Origin of the sequence: Sphingomonas phyllosphaerae 5.2 (assembly GCF_000419605.1) — a bacterium.
Classification (GTDB): Bacteria; Pseudomonadota; Alphaproteobacteria; order Sphingomonadales; family Sphingomonadaceae; genus Sphingomonas; species Sphingomonas phyllosphaerae_B.
Genome location: NZ_ATTI01000001.1, coordinates 1,545,493 through 1,567,771, shown reverse-complemented (window position 1 = coordinate 1,567,771; position 22,279 = coordinate 1,545,493). Strand labels below are relative to the sequence as shown.

General features: G+C 64.9%; 18 protein-coding genes. 8 read left to right on the top strand and 10 right to left on the bottom strand.

What is annotated here, in order from left to right:
- Positions 1 to 39: 39 nt before the first annotated feature.
- Both SPHPHY_RS19630 and SPHPHY_RS0107305 read right to left on the bottom strand, forming a co-directional pair.
- Entirely contained in the window at positions 40 to 642 is a 603-nt protein-coding gene (locus SPHPHY_RS19630; RefSeq protein WP_022686032.1) for a hypothetical protein, read from the bottom strand.
- Between the two features lie 13 nt (positions 643 to 655).
- On the bottom strand, positions 656 to 1,804 hold the full coding sequence (locus tag SPHPHY_RS0107305) for a zinc-dependent alcohol dehydrogenase (protein ID WP_022686031.1): 1,149 nt from the start codon (positions 1,802 to 1,804) through the stop codon (positions 656 to 658).
- On the opposite strand from SPHPHY_RS0107305, the gene SPHPHY_RS0107300 reads away from it, so the two are divergent.
- From SPHPHY_RS0107300 to SPHPHY_RS0107285, 4 genes are all read left to right on the top strand, one after another.
- Positions 1,805 to 2,848: a histidine phosphatase family protein gene (locus tag SPHPHY_RS0107300; RefSeq protein ID WP_331271015.1), complete on the top strand. Its 1,044-nt coding sequence runs from the start codon at positions 1,805 to 1,807 to the stop codon at positions 2,846 to 2,848. It begins immediately after the preceding gene.
- On the top strand, positions 2,845 to 3,726 hold the full coding sequence (locus SPHPHY_RS0107295) for an NAD(P)H-hydrate dehydratase (RefSeq protein WP_022686029.1): 882 nt from the start codon (positions 2,845 to 2,847) through the stop codon (positions 3,724 to 3,726). Before SPHPHY_RS0107300 ends, SPHPHY_RS0107295 begins: the two co-directional genes overlap by 4 nt.
- A 214-nt stretch (positions 3,727 to 3,940) precedes the next feature.
- On the top strand, positions 3,941 to 4,531 hold the full coding sequence (locus SPHPHY_RS0107290; protein WP_022686028.1) for an NADPH-dependent FMN reductase: 591 nt from the start codon (positions 3,941 to 3,943) through the stop codon (positions 4,529 to 4,531).
- Positions 4,532 to 4,791: 260 nt separating this feature from the next.
- Positions 4,792 to 7,950, top strand: a complete 3,159-nt coding sequence (locus tag SPHPHY_RS0107285; RefSeq protein ID WP_231370376.1) for a PAS domain S-box protein — start codon at positions 4,792 to 4,794, stop codon at positions 7,948 to 7,950.
- Between the two features lie 268 nt (positions 7,951 to 8,218).
- On the opposite strand, the gene SPHPHY_RS19625 is transcribed toward SPHPHY_RS0107285, so the two are convergent.
- On the bottom strand, positions 8,219 to 9,250 hold the full coding sequence (locus tag SPHPHY_RS19625) for an ATP-dependent DNA ligase (protein WP_022686026.1): 1,032 nt from the start codon (positions 9,248 to 9,250) through the stop codon (positions 8,219 to 8,221).
- A 413-nt stretch (positions 9,251 to 9,663) separates the two neighbouring features.
- Here SPHPHY_RS19625 and SPHPHY_RS0107275 point away from each other — a divergent pair, with 413 nt between their 5' ends.
- The 3 genes from SPHPHY_RS0107275 to SPHPHY_RS0107265 all read left to right on the top strand — a co-directional run bounded on the left by SPHPHY_RS0107275 (position 9,664) and on the right by SPHPHY_RS0107265 (position 12,560).
- Positions 9,664 to 10,950: a glycoside hydrolase family 130 protein gene (locus SPHPHY_RS0107275; RefSeq protein ID WP_028056610.1), complete on the top strand. Its 1,287-nt coding sequence runs from the start codon at positions 9,664 to 9,666 to the stop codon at positions 10,948 to 10,950.
- A 99-nt stretch (positions 10,951 to 11,049) separates the two neighbouring features.
- A complete protein-coding gene (locus SPHPHY_RS0107270; RefSeq protein ID WP_022686024.1) occupies positions 11,050 to 11,517 on the top strand; it encodes a DUF892 family protein in 468 nt (155 codons plus the stop codon).
- A 35-nt stretch (positions 11,518 to 11,552) separates the two neighbouring features.
- Complete coding sequence (locus SPHPHY_RS0107265; protein ID WP_028056609.1) at positions 11,553 to 12,560, top strand: patatin-like phospholipase family protein; 1,008 nt, start codon at positions 11,553 to 11,555, stop codon at positions 12,558 to 12,560.
- Between the two features lie 672 nt (positions 12,561 to 13,232).
- On the opposite strand, the gene SPHPHY_RS19620 is transcribed toward SPHPHY_RS0107265, so the two are convergent.
- Together SPHPHY_RS19620 and SPHPHY_RS19615 are read right to left on the bottom strand one after the other, a co-directional pair.
- Positions 13,233 to 15,023 (bottom strand): putative bifunctional diguanylate cyclase/phosphodiesterase, encoded by a 1,791-nt coding sequence (locus SPHPHY_RS19620; RefSeq protein ID WP_022686023.1) that lies wholly within the window; start codon positions 15,021 to 15,023, stop codon positions 13,233 to 13,235.
- A gap of 484 nt (positions 15,024 to 15,507) precedes the next feature.
- The gene (locus SPHPHY_RS19615) at positions 15,508 to 16,848 is read right to left on the bottom strand and encodes a methyl-accepting chemotaxis protein (protein ID WP_022686022.1); all 1,341 of its coding nucleotides are present in this window, start codon (positions 16,846 to 16,848) and stop codon (positions 15,508 to 15,510) included.
- Between the two features lie 825 nt (positions 16,849 to 17,673).
- Between SPHPHY_RS19615 and SPHPHY_RS19610 the strand changes: the two genes are divergently transcribed.
- On the top strand, positions 17,674 to 18,087 hold the full coding sequence (locus SPHPHY_RS19610) for a GAF domain-containing protein (protein WP_081645267.1): 414 nt from the start codon (positions 17,674 to 17,676) through the stop codon (positions 18,085 to 18,087).
- A gap of 779 nt (positions 18,088 to 18,866) precedes the next feature.
- Here SPHPHY_RS19610 and SPHPHY_RS0107225 read toward each other — a convergent pair.
- The 5 genes from SPHPHY_RS0107225 to SPHPHY_RS0107205 form a co-directional block, all read right to left on the bottom strand.
- Positions 18,867 to 19,679 carry a DUF5694 domain-containing protein gene (locus SPHPHY_RS0107225; RefSeq protein WP_156025058.1) on the bottom strand — a complete coding sequence of 271 codons (813 nt, stop codon included), beginning with the start codon at positions 19,677 to 19,679 and terminating at the stop codon, positions 18,867 to 18,869.
- A 121-nt stretch (positions 19,680 to 19,800) separates the two neighbouring features.
- A complete protein-coding gene (locus SPHPHY_RS0107220; RefSeq protein WP_022686018.1) occupies positions 19,801 to 20,685 on the bottom strand; it encodes an exonuclease domain-containing protein in 885 nt (294 codons plus the stop codon).
- Positions 20,682 to 21,242, bottom strand: coding sequence for an alpha-ketoglutarate-dependent dioxygenase AlkB (locus SPHPHY_RS0107215; protein WP_022686017.1), 561 nt, complete (start codon positions 21,240 to 21,242; stop codon positions 20,682 to 20,684). The genes SPHPHY_RS0107220 and SPHPHY_RS0107215 overlap by 4 nt, the downstream gene beginning before the upstream one ends.
- Positions 21,242 to 21,463: a hypothetical protein gene (locus SPHPHY_RS0107210; RefSeq protein ID WP_156025057.1), complete on the bottom strand. Its 222-nt coding sequence runs from the start codon at positions 21,461 to 21,463 to the stop codon at positions 21,242 to 21,244. Before SPHPHY_RS0107210 ends, SPHPHY_RS0107215 begins: the two co-directional genes overlap by 1 nt.
- Before the next feature lie 189 nt (positions 21,464 to 21,652).
- Positions 21,653 to 22,276 (bottom strand): class I SAM-dependent methyltransferase, encoded by a 624-nt coding sequence (locus SPHPHY_RS0107205; protein WP_028056603.1) that lies wholly within the window; start codon positions 22,274 to 22,276, stop codon positions 21,653 to 21,655.
- Between the last annotated feature and the right edge of the window lie 3 nt (positions 22,277 to 22,279).

The window sequence follows — 22,279 nt, the reverse complement described above, 5'->3', positions numbered from 1 at the left end:
AATAAGGTCTGAAAAGTGCCGCGACGCGCGCCGACGGGATCACGTGCGATGCTGATCGTCACCCCGTCCGTGCGCCTGCAAATTCTCGCTTAACGCCGTCTCCTGAACGCCGCGCGTGATCGGCCGGCTCTCCACGACGGCCGGGGCTTCGCCATCGCCGCGCTTCCTGCCGCGCAACAACAGGAAGGCACCCAGCGATGCGGCGGCGAGCACGCCGACCTTGGTGACGAAGCCGGTGCGATTGTGCTTCCATTCGGCCTTGGCGCCCATCTCCGCCGGGATGTTCGGGACGGTGCCCGTGCGCAGGTCGGCGACCACGCCTTCCACCACGTTGATGCGGTCCGCCCCCATCAACAGCAGCCAGTGCCACCAGTCGGATTCGCTGCGACGAAAGGCATAGCGACGCAGCATCCCGCTTAGCCCGCTGGGCGGCGTCGACGTCCCGACCACCGCCGGCAGCCGATTGTGCTCGATCGAGCGGAGGATCTCGACGTCCGGTTCTTGAAGTGCGGGCCGCGCCCACGCCAGCCCGCGTGTCTCCTGATCCTCGATATGGCGGATCGGATAGGTGGGATCGTTCTGCGGATCGGCATCCGTGCCCCAGCCGGGCACGGTCGATGTATCGATCAAGGCCTTGCTCATTCTCGCTACCCCTTCACGCGCCATTCGGCAGCAGGACGGGTTTGATGCAGCCGTCCAGCTTTGCGGAGAACATGTGGTACGCATCGGCGGCATCGGTGAGCGGCACGCGATGCGTGATCATCGCCTTCGGATTGATGTGGCCGACGCGGATATGCTCGATCAGCCGCGGCAGCAGGCGCTTCACCGACGCCTGATTGGCGCGCATCGTGATACCCTTGTTCACGACGTTCCCGATCGGCACGATGTTTCCGGTCGGGCCATAGACGCCGACGATCGAGACGACGCCGCCCTTCTTCACGGAGTTGATCGCCCAGTGCAGCGCGATCGCGTTGCCGGCTTCAAGCTTCAACTTGGTACCGAGCAACGTCTGGATCGCGTTTCCTGCCGCGTCCCCGCCTACCGCATCGATGCAGACGTCTGCGCCCAGCGAGTCGGTCTGCTTCTTGAGAAAGACGACGACATCGTCGATCTCCCGGAAATTATAGACTTCAGCCGGCGCGAAGGTTCGCGCGAATTCGAGGCGATAATCGAGGTGATCGATCACGATCACCCTGCCGGCGCCGAACAGCCAGGCGGATCGTGCCGCCATCAGCCCGACCGGGCCGGCGCCGAACACCACAACCGTATCGCCCTTCTGGATGCCGCCCATCTCCGCGGCCTGATATCCGGTCGGCACGACGTCGGTCAGCAGGACGGCGTCGTCCGGGTCCATCCAGTCCGGGATCACCATCGGCCCGACATCGGCATAGGGAACGCGGACATATTGCGCCTGCCCGCCATCGTAGCCGCCGGCGGTATGCGAATACCCGTAGATCCCGCCGACCGCGGTCGCCTGCGCGTTGGATTCGTGACAATTGCCGAACAGCCCCTGCTGGCAGAAGTGACACTTTCCGCAGGCGATGTTGAACGGGACCAGGACGTGATCGCCGACTTTGAGATTGCGGACCTGTGGCCCGACCTCCTCGACGATGCCACAGAACTCATGGCCGAACGTCATCCCGACCCGCGTGTCAGGAACCATGCCGTGATAAAGATGAAGGTCTGAGCCGCAGATGCAGGAGCGGGTTACGCGAACGACGGCATCTTCGGGATGGAGCAGCGCCGGCATCGGCTTCTCGTCGACCCGAACGCGATAGGGTCCGCGATAATTCATCGCCAACATATGAGTTCGTCCTTCCCGGAATATCCCGGCAGCGTGATGATCAGTTATGCACCGTCAAACACTTTGGACCACGATAGTTCCGGCATTTACAGCATCTTGATCTGCATCAACGGCCGTGCGGCCAGTTGTGGGATCATGACCGGCACCTATCGCACACTTCGGAACAGAGCAGCCGGCCGCGAGCTTTATACGGCGGGGACGGTGTCTATACCGGGATTGTACAATGGTTACTTTGACGCTCTTCAATATTCAATCTACGTTAGAAAGCGCTTTCGTATGAAGGCGGCGCGCTGGCCAGGCACGTTGTGGATCGTCCGTCATGGCGAAAGCGCAGGGAACCTCGCCCGCGATGCCGCAATGGCCGAGGGGGCGGAACGCATCGCATTGTCGACCCGCGACGTGGATATCGCCCTTTCGCATCGCGGCGAGGATCAGGCCAGGGCGCTGGGCGAGGCCTTCGCTGGACGCGCGGAAGATGAACGGCCCGAGGTGATCCTCGCATCGCCCTATGATCGCGCCCGCGCCACCGCGTCACTTTTCCGCTCCGCGGGCGGGGCGGTTGCTGACACCCCGATTTGCGTCGATGAGCGGCTGCGCGAGAAGGAATTCGGTATTCTCGACGGCCTCACCGTAGCGGGCGTCGCGACGGTCTTCCCCGACCAGGCCGAATTTCGACAACTGCTCGGCAAATTCTATCATCGCCCCCCCGGCGGCGAAAGCTGGTGCGATGTAATCTTCCGGCTGCGGTCGCTCATGGACACGATCGCGCTTCATTACCCCGGAAAGAGGGTCATGATCGTTGCGCATCAGGTCGTTGTCCTATGCCTGCGTTACATCATCGAGAACCTCTCGGAGGAACAGATCCTCGCGATCGACCGGGAGGGTGACGTCGCGAACTGCTCCGTCACGGAATACCGGTTTGATCCCGGCCTCGGCCAGGAAGGCGGGATGGCCCTGATCGGCTACAACATGGTCTCACATCTGGAAGCGGCCACCGCACCCGCGACCGCCGAACCCGAGCGAACAGCAGGAGTGCGAGGATGAACGACGAACCGATTGCGCTCGACAGCGCCTGGATCGCGGCCAACCCGGTGCCCGTTCACGGTCAGGGAACCACCAAGAACAGCCGTGGGCGCGTGCTCGCGATCGGCGGTTCGCGGATGGTGCCGGGCGCGCTGCGGCTGACCGGTGAGGCTGCGCTTCGCGTCGGCGCCGGCAAGCTTCAGATGGCGACGCCACGGTCGACGGCGCTGCAACTGGGCCTGCTCGTCCCCGAAGCCGCCGCGATCGCGTTGCCCGAAGACAGCGACGGCGAGATCAGCGACGCCGGGGAGGCGTTGGCGGGTCCGCTCCAGGGTTGCGACACGTTGGTCCTCGGGCCGGGCATCGGCGATGCCGACGCTGCATCTCACCTCGTTCGGCTCGCGCTGGGGACAAAGCGGGACGATCTTACGATCGTGATCGACGCGATGGCGATCGGTTGCCTGAAAGACCTGCGCAACGAAGCCGCGCCATTCTCCCGCCGCCTGATCCTGACCCCTCACTACGGCGAGATGGCGCTCCTTGCCGATTGCGACGAGGGAGAGGTCGCCGCCGATCCGCAGCGGGTTGCACGCGCCGCTGCGGCGGACTTCGGGGCGGTCGTGGTGCTGAAAGGCAGCGACACCGTGATCGCCGATCCCGACGGAACCCTGTTGCATTATGGCGGCGGCGGCACGGGCCTGGCCACCGGCGGCTCGGGCGACGTTCTCGCCGGGGCGATCGCAGGCTTGCTGTCGAGGGGCAGCCCTCCATTGACAGCAGCCGGCTGGGGCGTATGGCTCCATGGCCAAAGCGGTCGCCGTGTCGCGACGACCAGTGGCCCGATCGGCTTCCTTGCGCGCGAGGTGCCGGCCGAGTTCCCGCGGCTTCTACCACAATAGGCCCCGGGGCCGATTCACCCTACGGGCGTTGGGCAGTCCTTCGCCGTGAGAAAAGCTCGCGGGGGCTGACATTGTCGCAGATCAAGGTTAGCGGGGCGAAGTATGCGGTGCTTAGATCCCCGGTTAGGTCATCCGGATGGTGGTCGAGCGTTCACCGCGAGTTGCGAGATAGTTCGGGCGCCCCGGGGGCCAACCCGTTTTTACTGGAGGGCCGATGGCTGACCGCATTCTGATCTTCTACGGCTCGTATCGATCCGATCGGCAGGGCATCCGCCTCGCCGATTATCTGGTGCGCGCCTTCGCGGAACGCGGCGCGGAACCTGAGTTGATCGATGCCAAGGCGGTCGGCCTGCCGATGCTCGATCGCATGTACAAGGAATACCCGGACGGCGAAGCGCCTTCCGCCCTCGAGGAACTCGCCGGCAAGATCCGCGGCGCGGACGCCTTCGTCTTCGTCACGGGCGAGTATAATTGGGGTCAGCAACCCGGCTTGAAAAACCTGACCGATCATTTCCTCGAAGAGTGGTTCTGGCGACCCGCCGCGATCGCCAGCTATTCGGCCGGGCGCCTCGCGGGAGCGCACGCCAGCGTCGCATGGCACGGTACGCTTACGGAGATGGGCATGGTCGTGGTGTCGAGCACGCTCACTGTCGGCGGTATCGGCCATGCGCTTGATGATGAGGGTCGTCCGACCGGCGACGGCGGTGGCGCGCTGACCCGTTCCTTTCCGCGCTTCGCCGACGACCTCGCATGGTGGACGGCTGCCGCTCGGGAACAACGCGCCCGCGTCACGCCGCCGTATTGAAAATGAACCCGGCCCGCCTCGCGGAGCAGTCCTGCTCCAGCTACCCGGCTCGCCGCCGTTTGCGGCCGACCGCGGCAACCGGCGGCTGGCATGTCACCGATGTATATTAGAGAGAGACGTTCGACAGGTGACGCGGTGATCGAAAGCGCCTAAATCGCGCCACTCACGCCGGCCGCGCTGGCATCCGCAAATCGAAAGATCTTGCCCCGCCCATGTCGACGTCTTCGTTCCGTGAACAGCTTGCCAGTGGATTTGGCGAGATGGCCCCGCGGACAGCGCACCACGACTGGGCGGCAACGCCGCTCCGATCGATCGAGAGCTGGCCGCAATCGCTGAAGACGCTGGTCAGCGTGATGCTCGGCTCCAAACAAGCCATGTTCATCGCCTGGGGTGAGCAGCGCACCCTTCTCTACAACGACGCCTACGCCGCCGTGCTGGCGGACAAGCATCCGGTCGCGCTGGGCAAGGATTTCCTCGCGGTCTGGGCGGAGATCCGTGGCGACCTCGTCCCCATCGTCGAACAGGCATATGCGGGTGAGCCGGTCCACATGGACGACATTACCTTGGTCATGCATCGCCGCGGCTACCCGGAAGAGACGCATTTCGCCTTCTCCTACACGCCGGTCCGCGGCGATGACGGGCAGATCGCCGGCTTCTTCTGCCCCTGCAACGAGATCACCGGGCAGGTGCTTGCCGAGCGGCAGCTTCGTCAGAGCGAAGAGCGACTGCGCCTCGTCTTCGACGGAGCGCGCGATTACGCCATCCTCACGCTCGACATGGAACGCCATGTCACGAGCTGGTCTGCCGGTGCCGAGGCCGCCTTCGGTTATGCCGCGGTGGATGTGATCGGGCGCTCGGGCGACATCCTGTTTACGCCGGAAGACAGGCAGGCAGGCCAGCCGATCATCGAATCCGAAATCGCTCGACGGGAAGGCATGGCACCAGACGTGCGCTGGCATCGGCGGCGTGACGGCGGCGGCGTGTTCCTCAACGGCGCAATGCGTCCGTTGCACGACGGGGCCGGACGACAGATCGGCTACCTCAAGATCGCGCGCGACGAAACGGAGCGGCGGCGAGCCGACGACGCGCTGCGCGAGGTCGAGGAACGGTATCGGCTTGCGGCCCGTGCCACCAACGATGCCATCTGGGACTGGCGCATGGCCGACGATCACGTCGTCTGGAACGCCGCGTTGCAGACGTTGTTCGGCCACGCCGAGCGCGCAACCGATGCCAAATGGTGGATCGAACATATCCACCCCGATGACCGCCAGCGAGTGAGCGACGGCATCCATGCCGTGATCGACGGCGATGGCACGAACTGGTCGGCAGAATATCGTTTCCGGCGCGCAGACGGCAGCCATGCGCATTTGTTTGACCGCGGAACCGTGCTTCGCGACGATGATGGCCGTGCCGTCCGCATGATCGGGGCCATGCTCGATCTCACCGAGCAACGCAGCTTGGGTGATCGCTTGCGCGAGAGTGAAGCGCGTTACCGAATGCTATTCGAAACCATCGAGTCCGGCTTTTGCGTAGTGGAAGTGCGCTTCGATGCAGGCGATGATCGGGTCGACTACAGGGTGATCGAGGCCAACCCGGCCTTCCACAAGCAAACGGGCTTTGCCGAAGACGTGCTCGGCCGCTGGCTGCGCGAGGCGGCGCCGGCACTCGAGGAGAGCTGGTACGAAATCTACGGGCGCGTAGCACGTACCGGGGCACCCGAACGCTTCGAGCAGGGATCCGCCTCCCTCGGGCGCTGGTTCGACGTGTACGCATTCCGGATCGGCAAACCGGACGATCGTCGCGTCGCCATCCTGTTCAACGATATCTCGGCACGGCGCAGCGCCGAGGAGCGGCTGCGTGCATTGAACGAGAACCTGGAGGCGCAGGTTGCCGAGCGCACGGCCGATCGCGAACGCATGTGGCGACTGTCTGCGGATATCATGCTGGTGGCGCGGTTCGATGGAACAATCACCGCGGTTAACCCGGCCTGGACGGCTTTGTTCGGGTGGAGCGAACACGAACTGATCGGCCGTTCGTTTCTGGAGCTTGTCCACCCCGACGACACCGGCTCCACGGCGGTCGCCGCCGGCGACTTGTCGCAAGGCACCACGATCTCCCAGTTCGAGAACCGTTACCGCGCCAAGGACGGCAGCTATCGCTTCCTCTCGTGGGCCGCAGTGCCGGGTGCCGACCTGATCCATGCCGTCGGACGCGACATCACTGCCGATCGCGAGCGCGACGCGGAATTGGAGCAGGCGCAGGAGCAGCTGCGTCAGGCGCAGAAAATGGAGGCCGTCGGTCAGCTCACCGGCGGTATCGCGCACGACTTCAACAACCTTTTGACCGGCGTGATCGGCTCGCTGGACATGATGCAGCGTCAGTTTGCCAAGGGCGATCTGAGCAAGATGGAGCGGTATACGACGACGGCGATCACGTCGGCGAACCGTGCCGCAGCGCTGACGCATCGCCTGCTCGCCTTCTCGCGCCGCCAACCGCTCGATCCAAAGCCGGTCAACGCCAATCGGCTCGTCACCGGCATGGAGGAACTGCTGCGCCGGACGATCGGCGAGACCGTGCGGCTCGAGATCGTTACGGCCGGAGGGCTGTGGCAGACGCTCTGCGATCCGCACCAGCTCGAGAGCGCGATCCTCAACCTCGCGATCAACGCGCGCGATGCGATGCCCGAAGGCGGCGCGGTCACGATCGAGACCTGCAACGCTCATCTGGATAATGCCTACGCCGCACGGCAGCGCGAAGTGACCCCGGGGCAGTACGTCTGCATCTGCGTGACCGACACCGGCACGGGCATGAGCGAGGATACGATCGCCAAGGCGTTCGAACCGTTCTTCACGACCAAGCCGATCGGCCAGGGCACCGGACTGGGCCTTTCGATGATCTACGGCTTCGCGCGTCAGTCCGAAGGCTATGCCAAGATCTACTCGGAAGTTGGCAAGGGCACGACGTTCAAGCTTTATCTTCCGCGCCACTATGGCGAGGGCGAGGAAGAGGAAAGCCATAGCCCTGAACTCGGCGACGAACTCCGCGCCGAACGTGGCGAGGTGGTGTTAGTCGTCGAGGACGAGACGGCGGTCCGCGGCCTGGTTACCGACGTCCTTGAGGAGCTTGGCTATCGTGCGCTCGAAGCCGTCGACGGACCGTCGGGCTTGAAGATCCTGCAATCGAAGCAGCGGATCGATCTGCTCGTCACGGATATAGGTCTGCCGGGATTGAACGGGCGGCAGCTTGCGGATGCGGCCCGCGAGCGGCGCCCCGACCTCCGGGTCCTGTTCATGACCGGCTATGCCGAGAATGCGACCATCGCGAACGGCTTCCTCGACCCGGGCATGTCGATGATCACCAAGCCCTTCGCCATCGACGCGCTGGCAACCCGCATCCGAGGAATGATTGAGGCGGATTGAGCTGACGAGCCAGAGAAGCGGCCGGCGCACCTTGTTTCGACGACGCTGTGCGCGGTTGAAAGTGGTTGCGGAGCCTGATTTGGTCGCGGTGCTGCAGTTGTTCTGGGCGGCGCGGGCACCGCGCACTTCGCCGACTTCCTCGCAGCCGTAGCCATCGATCCCGTTGGCGAAGGTTCGCGTGTTCATCGACGTACTTATCTCACCCGTCTCGAAGCTGGAGCAAGGCGACTAAGGTGGTTCCGCAGTTCGTTCACGTGCGCGGAACAGGTCAGCTTTCCTCCGTCATGTGGTTCATCGTCGCCAGCTCCGCCGGGCGCACTTCATGAATGAGCTGGTCCATTAGGCATTGCCCGGGCGCCTTGTCCGGACGCCATCTCAGCAGCTTCGTGCCATGACGGAACCGGCCGCCGGTGACCTGATCATAAAGCACTTCCACGACCAGATCACTCCTGAGCGGTTCCCATTCGCTCTCCTGGCCATCGTTCCATCTACTCGGGCCACCCGGCGCCTTGCCGGTGAAGCCGGGCGCCTCGATCAGGGGTTCTAGTCGTCCGAGCAGCCCGGTACGCTCGGACGCGGCAATGCCGGACGTGAAGCCGACGTGGTTCAACCGACCGGCATCATCGTAGAGGCCCAGCAGAAGGGATGCGACGCCCTCCCCTTCTTTCACGCGCCGAAAACCCCCAACGACGCAGTCGGCGGACCGATGCTGCTTCACCTTCAGCATGGCGCGCTCACCAAAGCGGTAGGGCTCGTCGAGCCGCTTCGCCACCACACCGTCCAGCGCGCCGCCACCGCGCGCGAGCCATGATCGAGCGACGCCGATGTCGAGCGTCCGATCCGACAGCAGCAGAGACGGCCCGCCATGCGCCTGATGGAAGACCTCCAGATGAAACCGACGCTCCGCAAGGGATCGGTCGAGCAGATTCCGACCTTCGGCCATGAGGCAATCGAACAGCATGAGCTGAGCCGGCGTCTCACGCGAAAGCCGCTCGATGCGGCTGGCGGCCGGGTGAAGACGGGCCTGCAGCGCGTCGAACGAGAGCACACCACCGATCGGGAGGATGAGCTCACCGTCCAACGTGAACTCACGACAGTCAACGTTCCTGACGAGATGCACTATTTCCGGGAAGTAGCGGCTCAGCGGCTTGCCGGACTTGGACATGATCTCGACATCGTCATCCCTGCGGAAGACGAGCGCACGGAAGCCATCCCACTTCGGTTCGAACTGCCATGCGCCATCGTCGGGAAGATCCGCGACCAGCTTCGCCTCCATCGGGAGAAGATCCTTCGTGATCATGCTACTCTCCCGTGGGCCGGTTGCCGCAGCTCGTACGAACGCTCAACGCTCCGGCTCGTTCACACTCACGGTTCACAGTACCCGTGCCGCCGACGACGAACATGCACCACGTCGGTCGTCCCGCAGCGGCGAGAGCGTGCGCGCAGTGGCGCAGGCGCTCGTCGGCGCAGCTGCGTGATCCATGACCGTGGCAGCACCGCCGCATAGCGTCACAGCAGCGTTCCGGCTTGCGCGATCGAGGAACTCGAGCTGCGTCGGTTTCGACCTGTCCGATCATTCGCCGATCTACAGGGAAGCAGAAATGCGTCGCTGGCACCGTCCGCTCTTCTCCACGGTGTCCGAGTGGCTTAGGTCGGCGGAGGAACGACCCGCAAGAAGCCGCGCCGGCCCTCACGGCGTCACAAGGATGACGAATGACAAAGCGTGCTCAGGTGGACTTCTACGACGTGGTTCTGAAGCCGGATCCCTCCCGCACGGTCGTACGTCCGTTCGAACCCGGCTATCCCAAGGGCTTCGACACCGGCCGCACGCGTACGGACGAAACCGTCGATCTGATCCTGAGCCTCGACGAGGAGGAGCTCCAGCGGCAACTCACTGGTGTCACGGCCTCGCTCGATGAGAACCACCGCGATGTTGACACGACGTTGCTGCGGCGGTTCGGGGAATTGGCCGACCGCATCCAAGCCGCGGCAAGCCTTTCGCCTGAACAGCAGCGCCTGATCGGCGCCTACTTCAGCCAGGAATACGCCTACGAGGCCGCGGCACTCTTCAACCCCAGCGCCGTACCGCATCCGGATCAGTCGGGACTTGCCGATGGCGCGGTTCGCTTCGTGCTCTCGCTGCGCGGCGTCGGCGAAGGTCATGTCTCGTCGGTCACGTTCCGGACGGGCGTATGGACGCCCGGCGGCGACCTCACGATCGACGCTCCGGGCTCGACCTCGGTGCCGCCGATCATCGTCCCGCACGATGAGGATGATGGCGCCGTCCACCTCGACTGCGGCGGTTCGAGAAGCATTTCGGAGACCGTGCTCTTCCCGACGCTGCCCAGCCAGCGTCAGGGCATCGAGGACATGCGCCTGGTTCGCTTCGTCGAGGACGATGGCTGCGCCACCTATCACGGCACCTACACCGCGTTCAGCGGCGCCGAAGCGCGATCCGAACTGCTCTCGACGGCGGACTTCAAGTCATTTGAGATGCGGGCGATTACCGGCGAGGTCGCCAGCGCCAAGGGCATGGCGCTCTTTCCACGTCGCGTCGACGGCCGCTACGTGACGCTGGGCCGACAGGACAACAAGAACATCTGGCTGAACCTCTCGGACGATCTTCTCCACTGGAACGGCGGCGCGAAGCTGATCGAGCCGCGTTACCCGTGGGAGTTCGTGCAGATGGGCAATTGCGGCTCGCCGCTCGAGATCGATGAGGGCTGGCTGGTCCTGACGCACGGCGTCGGCACCGTGCGCAATTACTGCATCGGCGCCTGCCTGCTCGACAAGCATGATCCGTCGAAGCTCCTGGCACGCACGCCGCGGCCGGTGCTCGCCCCCAGCCCGCATGAGCGCGACGGCTATGTGCCCAATGTCGTCTATACGTGTGGCGCGCTGCTCAGCGGGCGCACCCTGCTGCTTCCCTATGCCGTTGCCGACAGCTTCTCGGCGTTCGGCTCGCTATCCGTCGACAATCTGCTCACCTGCATGGAGTAGGTTGCGAAGTATGCACGCGCGGTAATCGTCCGTTGTTCCGCCGCCCGGCCCACCCGGCAGGCGACAGGAACCTAATCTGCTGACAATGCTTGGGAATGCATGAGCATCACCCGTTCCGCAGCGGCACTTCTGCATGTCGCGCTTCAGGATCTGCACGCCGGCAAATCGGCGCAATCAAAGCGGTTGCCGGGGTTGGCCGAGCGGTGCACCGATACCGGCCTGGTTGCGCTGGTCGCCGCGGAGGCGGACCACGCGACGCGGCAGGCCGGGGACATTGCCGCGGTTACGGATGTTGACGGCCCCGAAAACCTGTGGATGGCCGGCATCCTGGACGATGCCGAGCGCGACACCCACCAGACCCAGCCCGGTCGCCTGCTCGATGTTGCCCTGATCGGCGCGATCCGTAAGGCGAAGGCCGCGGAAATCGTCTCTTCGGAGACTGCGATGGCGCTCGCGCGCGAACTCGATGTTGGCGACGCGCTGGCGGTGGCCGAAGCAAATCGCGCCGCGGAGATAGCGACCGATCGCGCGTTGAAAGACCGGCTTATGCACATCGTCAGCGGATGAGCGCCGTCGGATCCTCCCGAGCAACGGCTTGCCGGATGACGCGCGACGTCGCTGTCGTACTGGTGCTGAGCGGCGGGAACGCGCTCGGTGCCTTTCAGGCCGGTGTTTACGAGGCATTGCACGAGCATGATCTGAAGCCGGAGTGGATCATCGGTGCATCGGTCGGCGCGGTGAATGCGGCGCTGATCGCCGGCACACCGGAGGCGCGCCGCATCGAGACGCTGCGCGCCTTCTGGCAGGCCCATGCTGTCGGTCCGCTGGACGCCGCCCATCCCTGGCTCTCGTCCGAACTGGAGACGAGCCGTCGCACCGCAGCGGCGGCGTGGACGGCGGTGGCGGGCAGGTCGGGCGTTTTCGGCCCACTGCTGTCCGCGCAGATGCCCTGGTCGGACGATCGGCCATCGATCTACGAAACCGATCAGCTGACGGCTACGCTGGAGCGGCTGGTCGACTTCGACCTTCTCAACGGCGGCGCTTGCCGTTTCACCGCCACTGCCGTGGACATCGCCAGCGGCGAAGATGTCGCGTTCGATTCGACGCAGCGCCGGATCGCCGCCGAACATATCCGCGCCAGCGCCGCGCTGCCTGTCCTTTTCCCGCCCGTGGAGGTCGATGGCCGCTGGCTCGTCGATGGCGGGCTCTCCGCCAACCTCCCGCTGGACCCGGTTCTGGGCGATCCGCCAGCGCGGCCGACGCTGTGCGTGGCGGTCGATCTTCTGCCATTGTCGGGCGATCGACCGCGGACGCTCGGTGAAGCCGCCGGGCGAATGCAGGACCTGACGTTCGCGGCGCAATCCAGCCGCAGCATCGCGCGTTGGCAAGCCGTCTATGCGGGGCGCGACGATCACCGCGTTGCACTGGCCAGATTGCCTTACGCGGAGCAGCGCGACGAAGTTGCGGGCAAGGCGCTCGACTTCTCCGGCCCAACGCTTGCGAGACGCTGGACTGCCGGACACCGGGCCGGGATGCGTCTGCTGGAGGCGCTTGAGGATGGCTCGATTACGATCGACGTGCCCGGACTGACGGCCACCGTCGTCGCTTGAGACGGAACGTCCCGTCGGCGGATGTGCCGTGTCGATTGCCCCAGCGCAGCCGCTACTTCACTCGAATGCCGGCGATCGCGCACGGTCGCGATCGGCGTAATCTGCCCGTGCGCGGCGTGGATGCCGCACGCGGCAAGCCGCAAGCGCCGATCGAGCGGAAAGCGCTCGATGATCCGTTTGAAGCGGCGTCACACCGGATTCCATGCAAGCGCCGTCGTTGCGAGCGTCGCGAAGCAAACCAGGGTGTGGCGTGGAACGCTGGATTGCTTCGCTACGCTCGCAATGACGGGTGGCGGGCGCAAGTCTGCCCGAACGTGCGGGCGCGGTTCGCTCCGTGCCGATGGCGCTGCCTGATCGGAAACCGCTCTGGCTGGTAGTTTGACAAGGCGTGGGACAGCGGTGAGTGCCGCGATGCAGCGCCAGAGCGGTTCCCGACCACGTTGCGCCACCGTCATCGCCCTTTGGGCGCCCGCTCCGCGGCGGGATGATTTCGGCCCGCCGCGGCGTTGCTCCCCGGTTACGAGGCCAAAGCATCGCGCCCTCCTCGCGCCTTGCGGCGGATCGAAATCCCCTCCGTGCCGATGGCGCAACATGATCGGAAACCACTCTAGTGGCGATGCGGCCGCGAGCAGTGGCAGGTTCTGGCGCGGGCCGCGTCAGCGCGATCGCCGCTCAGGATTGCGCCAGACGGACTTCGCGTGCGCCGGCACGCTCGTGATACCATGTTTGTAGCGCCTCAGCCTCCATCGGGCGCGCGTACAGGAAGCCCTGGACTTCCTCACAGCCCAGACCTGCGACGATCTCTGCCGCCATGCTTGTCTCCACGCCCTCCGCCACCACGCGATAGCCGAGCTTGTGGGCCATCGCGACCATCGTCTCCAGCAGCACGTAATCGGCACCCTCGGCGCGCGTTTGCGAGCGCACGAACGCCTGATCGATCTTCAGCACCTGCGCCGGGATCTGTTGCAGATAGGCAAGGCTGCTCTGCCCGGTGCCGAAATCGTCGATGGCAAGGCACACGCCGGCTTCCGCCAACTCGCGCAACACGCCGACGGCCTGTTCCGGATGCTCCATGATGGCGCTTTCCGTAAGCTCCAGCTCGATCTGCTCGGGCCGCAGTCCGTGCTTGAGGAGGCCGCATTGCAGCCACGCGACCAGATCGGGCTCGCTCAGGTTCACCGCCGACAGGTTCACCGACACCCTGAGATCGACACCCTCCCGCTGCCAGCGCGCGATCTGCGTCAGCGCCGCGTCGAGGACCCAGCGCGTGGTCGGCAGCGCGAGCGACGTACGCTCGATGATCGGGATGAACTCGGCCGGCGATACGTCGCCGTATCGGGGATGTCGCCAGCGAAGCAGCGCCTCCGCGCCGACGCAGCGGCCGGTCGCCACCTCGATCCGCGGCTGGAAGGCAAGCCGGAGTTGGTCGTCCGCTTGCAGCGCCGCACCGAAATCCTGCAACAGGCCGTATTGTCGCTGATGCGCGCGATCGCTCGACGTGGAGTAGAGCGAGACGGCGCCAGCAACACCGCGCGCGTCCTGCGCCGCAGCGGCGGCGCCACGCAGGAGGTCGTCCGGCGAGGTCTGCCCGAGCACGAACGGCCGGACGCCGATCGACAGGCTGGTGACGAAGCGGACCGAGGACGACGCCCTGATCGCGGCGAACCCGGAGCGCAATTCCTCGACGTAGCTGTCCTGCTCGGCATCATCAGGCGCCAGAAACGCGAATTGCGCTGCTCCGACATGGTAAAGGCTGCGCTCCGCGCCGATGGCGGCGCGCAACGACCGGCTCGCCTCACGGACCAGATCATCGACGCGCGCCCCGCCGAGCACGCGGCCGATCCGGCTGATCTGTTCGTCCCGCGCGATGTCGACCAGCACCACGATCCCCGGCTGGCCCGCCCGGCTGCGGGCGAGATCGAGCACGTCGTCGCGGAATTGCGCACGCATCGGCAGCCCGCTGACCGGATCGATCCGGCCGAAGGCGTGCTGGAGCTCGATCTGCGCCATGACCATCGCGGCGAGATCGACGAGCGCGGCGAGTTCTACCGACGATGCCGCCCGCGGCTCCGTGCCGAGCACGCAGAGCGCGCCGAGCCCATAGCCGTCGCTGGTGACCAGCGGCGCACCGGCATAGAAGCGCGTGCCGGCATCGGCGAGGACGCTGTCCGCGTAATGCGGATGTGCAAGCAAATCCTCGACGATCAGCGGCTGTCCGGCTTCGGCAACCCGTGCGCAGGGCGCCTTGTGGCGCGGAATACTGCAATGATCGACGCCGACCCGAGATTTGAACCATTGCCGATCGCGGTCGGTAAGTGACACCGCCGCCACCGGCAAGCCAAAGATCAGGCTTGCCATGCGCGTTATGCGATCGAAGCTTTCGCTCGCCGGCGTGTCCAGCAGCCTGAGCTGGTGAAGCGCGTCGAGCCGAGCTTCTTCATCTCTCGGAAGGATCCCACCCATCGGAGGAAACTAGGAGCGGCGTCCTAAACAATCTCTTAAGCGAAGACGCGCCGCCCGGAAATCAGCTTAATCCAGATCTACCGACTGCTCTAACCTTATGACAGCATTGTCAAAGAGCTTGCACGGACGTGCACCCCGGTACTGACAGAGGCGCGAAGCCTGCGTGGCAGGCCGGCCGGACCGGCGCAACATCATGCGGAACATTCCTGCGCGGACGTAACGCGGTACGAGTATCGCCCGGATGGACCAATGCAGGCTGCCACGATCCTTCGACCGACGCCTGAGCTTCAATCCGGACCCGGCGGCGCCGGAGACCGTCACGACGCTCGATCGACGAAAAGGTCCGCGCCACGCCGATGACGCCGTCGAAGGTGCGCGCCCACGCGGATCATGAAGGCGCGAGACACCGGCGAGCGATCCCGACACGTTCGTATCGGCACCGCCCGTCATCCGGATCCGTTCGACGGCTTCATGTGCAAGGCGATCAGAACGCCGCCCAGTCCTCCTGAGCGGTTTGCCGCAGCGCCCGCACCGGCGGCGCCGACCGCACGATCTCGAACGGCTTGCGATCGTGGCTCGGTCGTGCACGACCGTCCCGCGCCACGCGATCGGCGTTCTTGTCGGCAAAGGTGAATTGCGCGACCTCCTGCGCGAGGTTTTCGGCCTCCGACGCGAGGCTGCGCGTTGCCGCCGTTGCTTGCTCGACCATCGCCGCGTTCTGCTGCGTTACGCCGTCCATCTCCGAGATGGCGGTATTCACCTGCAGCAGCCCGACCGCCTGCTGCTTGGCAGACGAGGCGATGGTGGACACGATCGCGTTGATGTCCTCGACGCGTCCGATGATCCCGCGCAACGCGGAGCCGGTGGCGCTGACCAGTTCGACCCCCGCCTCGACATGGACGGTGGAGGCGGCGATACGTGCCTTGACGTCCTTGGCGGCGTCGGCGGAGCGTTGCGCGAGCGCACGAACCTCGGATGCGACGACCGCGAACCCCCTGCCCGCATCCCCCGCTCGTGCCGCCTCGACGCCAGCATTCAGCGCCAGCAGGTTGGTCTGGAAAGCGATGCCGTCGATGACGCTGATGATCTCCGAAATCTCCGCAGAGGTGCGCTCGATACCGTCCATGGCGGTCACGGCCTGCGCGACGATGTCTCCGGAGGACCGCGCCTCGCCGCGGGCCTGCAGCACCAGCTCGCTGGCCTTCGCTGCACCGTCTGCGGTCTGCTGAACCGTCGTCGTGATCTCGTCCATCGCCGCGGCGGTTTCTTCCAGCGCCGCGGCCTGTTGCTCGGTGCGACGCGACAGGTCGTCCGATGCGGCGCGGATATCACCGCTGCCGTTGTTGATGCCGTCGGCGATCAGCGACACCCTGCCCAGCGTCGCCGCCATCGCCCCCATCGCCGCATTGAAATCGCGTCGAACAGTCTCGAACTGCTCGGCAAGCGGCGCTTCGATCTGCAACGTGAGGTCGCCGGCAGCCAATCGACCGAGGCCCGCACTCACCGCCTCGACCATCGACTGCGATTCAGCCGCCGAGCGCCTGATCGACCCGGCATTGTCGCGGAAGACCTGCATGGCGCGGGTCATACGTCCGACGCAGTCACGATGGTCGGAGAACAGGATCTCGCTGTCGAGATCCCCGGCCGCCAATGCCTCCATCCGGACGACGGTGGTGACGTAGGGATCGCTGATGAGCTTGCCGCTGTACCAGGTCAGGAGCACCGGCAGCGACGCCAGCGCGGTGCCGCCCAGCATGATGGTCCACACCTCGGTCGGCGGCGACATGGCCGCCAGGTAGATCAATCCGAGGCTGAGCGCAGCCACGGATAGCTGGAAAGCAACAACGACACGGAACTTGATCCGTATCGGGGCGTGACATGTGAACCAGGCAATCATCTTCGTACTCCTACCGGCCGCAGAACTACCGAGACGCGGTAAATGTCCCATCGAAGATTACGTATATAAGCAGCCTTGTGTAATCGACCCGGTGATTGTAGACGCTACAAGGACGTTAGGATTTTATTAACTATCCAAGGCCCTCGGAAACCATCGGTTTCTACGCTCTCTCGTCAGCACTGCCGATTTAAGGATGCTGTATTCTTCCTTCACCCCGCGGAAGACTATGATAACATGGATCAAGGCGTTTCCCGCTGGTTAAACGCTGCAGCCGTAGACCGCACATCAATGCGATAGCAGCGTTTCCGATTAAGGCCTTCGCGCTTGATCGAAATCTGGATCGTGCCGGTTGCGGGTGGTGACGCACTTTCTGACCACCGCCGCTCACATCGGCGCCGGCCGTGATCCCAGCGCCGCGGAGGGCGAGGAGCGACCACTTACGATGAGCGGGGCCGACGGGCGCCATTCCGCTCCGGCGGCGGTGGCGGCACCTTCCACCAACCACCCCCAGTCCCATTCTGGCACAGATGCGCGTGCGGAAAGATGCCGTCGTGGTGACGCCGTCCGCCCGTGTGGATAGTTGCCCCCGGAGCGCCGGAACCGTTTGTTCTGAGACGTTAAGGTGGTGAGAAAAGCTGCCGGCTAAGACAGGAGAATTGGTTTGGTGTGTCGGTAACGCTGTATTCGCCAGCCCCCATTCCGCGGGACGAGGGAGCACGCAACGCCGCAGTCCATGCATCAGGGTTACTGAACATGGTGGGCGCACCTGCGCTCAACGAACTCTCCCAAGACGCCTGTCGGCTCATGGGCGGCGACTGGGCGGGCGTCGGGCTGATCGTCGACGACAATCAGGTGGTCATCGCTTCATCGGGCGGGCGCGTGGGGCGATATGAGCGTGCGCGGTCGATCATGGCCTACGCAATCCTCGAACCCGACGCGGTACTTTGCGTCCTGGATGCGCCTGCCGACGAGCGCTTCGGCGGGAACCCGTTCGTGCGCGTGGGCCTGATCCGGTTCTTTGTGGCCGCGCCAATCGTCGACGAACGCGGCTTTGCGCTGGGCGCACTATGCGTTTCGAGCCGATCACCGCGGCAACAGGTTGAGCAAAGCACTATCGAGGCGCTGCGTGCTCTTGCTACTCAGGTGCCCAAGGCGGCGCAAACCTGACGATGCCAGCACCGTAGATCGCCGCCAGTGGCCGGAAGGTGCGCGCGACTACATTCACGCCAACGGCCATGATCGCGACGGTGCCGGAGTGCAGTTCGCCGACGTCGATCACGCGCGTGCGCACGCAAGACGATGCGAACGGAACGAGGTTCGTCCGTGGATGAGTTGATGCGCAAGACGCGCGGGCCGATCCCAATCACAAACCTGCGTCGTCAAAATCGCGACCGCCGTCGCGGAGTGGATCGGTGGCGCGCGACACTGCTGGTAAATCTCGGCGATACGTCTATGTAGCCATTGCCGTCCGGATCGTCCGTTCGAACCCGGATCCCTTCATAATACATCAGGCGCAATGATGCTTAAGACACTTAAGAAGCGGCGTGCAGCCCGTGACGCGCATGCTGTGCAATTCCACTCCCAGGTTGTCCACTCGATCACGGGCCTCGATGACGAGGACCTTCTCGACCTCGCGGACATTTTCCGGGGCGAGCGACGTGGACCGCTCGGGGATATCGCCACCGCCGAAATGACAAGGCGCAACATCAGCCTCTAGGTTGTGCAGCGTCAGCCACTAAGCGCGGCTCGCATTCCGCAGTGCCACTAGTCGTGCCCGGCTGCGAATAGCTGCAGAAGATGTCGGACGAGTGTCAGGCGCCGCAAGCCGATCGCGCGCACGATGAAGCCACTATTCGCGAGATCTGCGACAATCCTTCTCCCTCCGATCGTCATCATGCCGGCGATCGCGAGAATGGCGGAACCCTACGATTACATGGACGACCGGTCTAACGGACCTTTGCCGCAGCCCGCTTCAGATAAGGCGCGACATCGACGGAGTTGTAGCCCGGCGTTGTCGCCGCGAAGTGACGCAGCCAATAACCATGGCCCGCTCCGTACACGATCAGAATGCGATCACCCGGCTTTGCCACGTTGATGAGCTTCGAGAAGATCTTCGCGTTGCGCAGATACCACAGCGCGTTCAGGTCAGCGCCCGGCTGATCTGCGCCATCACCGAAGCGGAGCAGCGAATAGTAGAGGTCCTGACCACCCATCGGCGTGGAGGGATCGTTGTAGCGTATCAGCATCTCCGGGATGCTGGTTACCGACTGCTCCTTTTCAAACTGCCGCGCCGACGCCTGGACGGTTGCGAAGGCGGCATCGAGATACTCCTGTTCGCCACGTGCCTTCGCATATGCCTCGACCCGGTCGATCGGAAAATAATCGGGCTCGTCCTTGCCGGGCTGCTCGTCGATGCCTTGCACGGATCGTAAGCCGACGCGCGCCGCGATGCGATACCCGATCTGCGTCGTCTCATCGCGATCGATGCGCAGCACCGCAGGGGAGAACGTGGCGAAGTCCGTCACGTCGTAGCTCGGCCCCGGCCGTTGAACCTCCACCATCACCCTTGTCGGCTTGAACGCGGCAACCGCATCGGCCAGCGCGTCCAACTCGCGTTGACGTTGCGGGGTCGTGACGTCGTCGACGCGCACGTTCACTTTGTCCCGGCCCGGATTGCCGAAATGGTACGTGCCCAGGACCATGACCTGCACCGGGGCAGGCGCGATCGGCGCCAGCGCCCCCGCGACCGCGGCTAGCATCGTCAGCATCATCGAAGACGTTCCCGTAAAGTGTATTGCCTCAATAATACACTGCGTCGGCCGCTGTCCATGCGAATGTGGAGGGGGCCAAGCCGCCGTCGAACCCGGCTTTCAGCAGCGCTTACGTGAGCGCCAGCGCAAGCCGGCCACGAAGATCCCCTTCGGCGATGATCTCGATCGCCGCCCCGCCCCGGCGTAATTCTTCCGCCCGGCGGTGCTCGACGTGCGCGGTGACGAAGCGGCCGAACGGCTGATCGTCGCTGATGACAAGTTTGGTCGTGGTCGTGCCGACGGCGGACATGATGCGCGCGCCGGCTGCTGCCAGAGACCGCGCAAGCTCGCCGTCGCGGGCTGCGCCGACGATCACTACCCGCTCACCCCTGAGGGGACCGGTCGCGGCTGGCTTCGGCGCCGCACGGCTACGTCCGCTTGCCGGTGACAGCCAACCGGCAAGCCCGATGCCGGTGTGCTCGATGGCACGGACGATCACCATCCCGGCGGCGCGCGCATCGCTGAGCGCGTCGTGATGCTTGTGCCGGACCCCGAGGAACTTCGTCAGCACGTTAAGCCGGTGACTGGGAAGTTCGGGCCAGGCGCGCTTTGCCACCCGCACGCTGTCGAGCCACGTCGTGTCGATAACGGGTCGCCCATGCGCCGCGCAGGCCGCGCCAAGCGCACCCTTGTCAAAAAAGGAATGTGCGACGGTGATCCGGCCCGCCAGATGCCCGTCGATCGCGGCATGAATGTCGCCGAACGTCGGTGCCCCCATGACGTGGTCACAGGTGATCCCATGGATCCGGGTGTTGAAGTAAGAGAAATCGTCGAGCGGATCGACCAGCGTCTCGTACGCGAACACCTCCATCCCGTTCCTGAAGCCGACGATGCCGACCTGACAGATGCTGCCGACGCGCGAACAGGCGGTCTCCACGTCGATCACGACAAAGTCGGGCGCAGCGGTTTCGGCGACAAGGGATGCAGGCGGCGGCACGGTCGAAATGGACGTCATGCCCGGGCAACAAGGGTTCGGAAGGTGATCGACCATCGCGGCCGCTCCATCTCGACGATGCTGTGTTCCCATTCATGCCGGGCGGGTCCGGTCATGTGATAGGCCGCACGCGGATCGAGCGGTACCGACGCCCTGTCGAAACCGCCGCCACGCCGCCGCCGGAAGCGCATGGTCGCCGGTTCGCCCAGCGAAATACCGAGGACCTGCCCGTAGATCGGTCGGTCGCGATGCCAGCCGATGCCCGCGCCCGGATCGTAGCGGATGAGCAATGCCTGGATCAGCTCCTCGGGATCGAGATTTGCGAAGGCGGCCGCGCGGTCGCGGAACGGGCGCAGCCAATCGGGGATCGGTGGTGCCTGCGCGGGCCGGCCCACCTCGAAATCGTAGTTCCAACCGAATGACGTGGTCAGGCGCTTGCCGGTCCATCCCTGAAAGCGGAACGGCGCCAGGTCGGTCGCGTCGATACGGTCGATCAGCATCCGCTCCTCGACGGCGTCGATCAGGTTCGCTCGCGTGCCGAGCCCCGGCAGTACCGGCGTGTCGAAGAGGTCCATCATCACGCTGCGGCCACCACAGAGACCGGCAACGCCGGTGGCGCGAGCGCCTGCGCGAGCGTGGCGAGGAAGCTGCTGCGAGCGATGCCCACGGAGGCGTGGAGCCCGGTTTGCTGCGGAGCCGCCACGGGACGATCGTGGAAAGACGTACCACCGTGCCTCGCGAAGGACGCGAACAAGGTGCCCATGGCGACGTGGATGATCTTGCGAGTGACGGCGACCATTCCATCGCCATACATGCGCCAGAACGGATTGGGAACGAGCGGTTTCGCCGATGGATCAGCCTCCACCCGTTCGGGAAGCCTGGGTGCTGATCTCAGCGTCACGAACCAAGTTCGCCTTTGACGTGGCGGGACCGACGTTGAGCGTCCCAAATGGGGTGTTCTGACGAAAAGCCCGGATCACAGCGCACGTCAGGCATGGCCGATCACGATCGTAAGTGGATCGCTTCGTCCTCCGTCCGCCAGCATTTCCACGCTGCTGGCCCGGAACCCGGCGCGGGCCAGGTAAAGTTCGATCAGCGTGGCATGTCCGGCTGCGTCGAGCGCGCGCCAGACCGCAACGGCTTTCGTCGGGAAGCACCGATTGGAGAAGCTTACGATGAATGGTGCGCCCTCGCGAAGCGTACGGCGGACCTCAGCAAAGACCTCGACAGGCCGCTGCAGATACTGAACCCCGACGCAGCAAAGCGCGGCATCGAACGCGCCGGCATCCAGCGGCAGGAACGGGTCGCGATTGAGGTCCTTGACGAACCAGCGGCCGAGCCGCGGATTGGCTTCGAGTTCGCTTGCGTTCATGCCGTGGCCGACGACCTCGGCATAGGCGCAGTCGGCCGGCAGGTGGCTAACCCAGCTCGACATGAGGTCGAGAACGCGGCCCCCTTGTGGAAGCAGTTCACGATAGCGGGCGGAGAGCGCCGCCACGGCTGCCTCATCGATATGCGTGACGAGACGGGGCGGTGCGTAGAAGGCGAGGTCGTCGCCGTCGTCCTGCCGCGCGAAGGCCCCGACGGGCAGCTCGGATAGATCGTCGGTCATGTC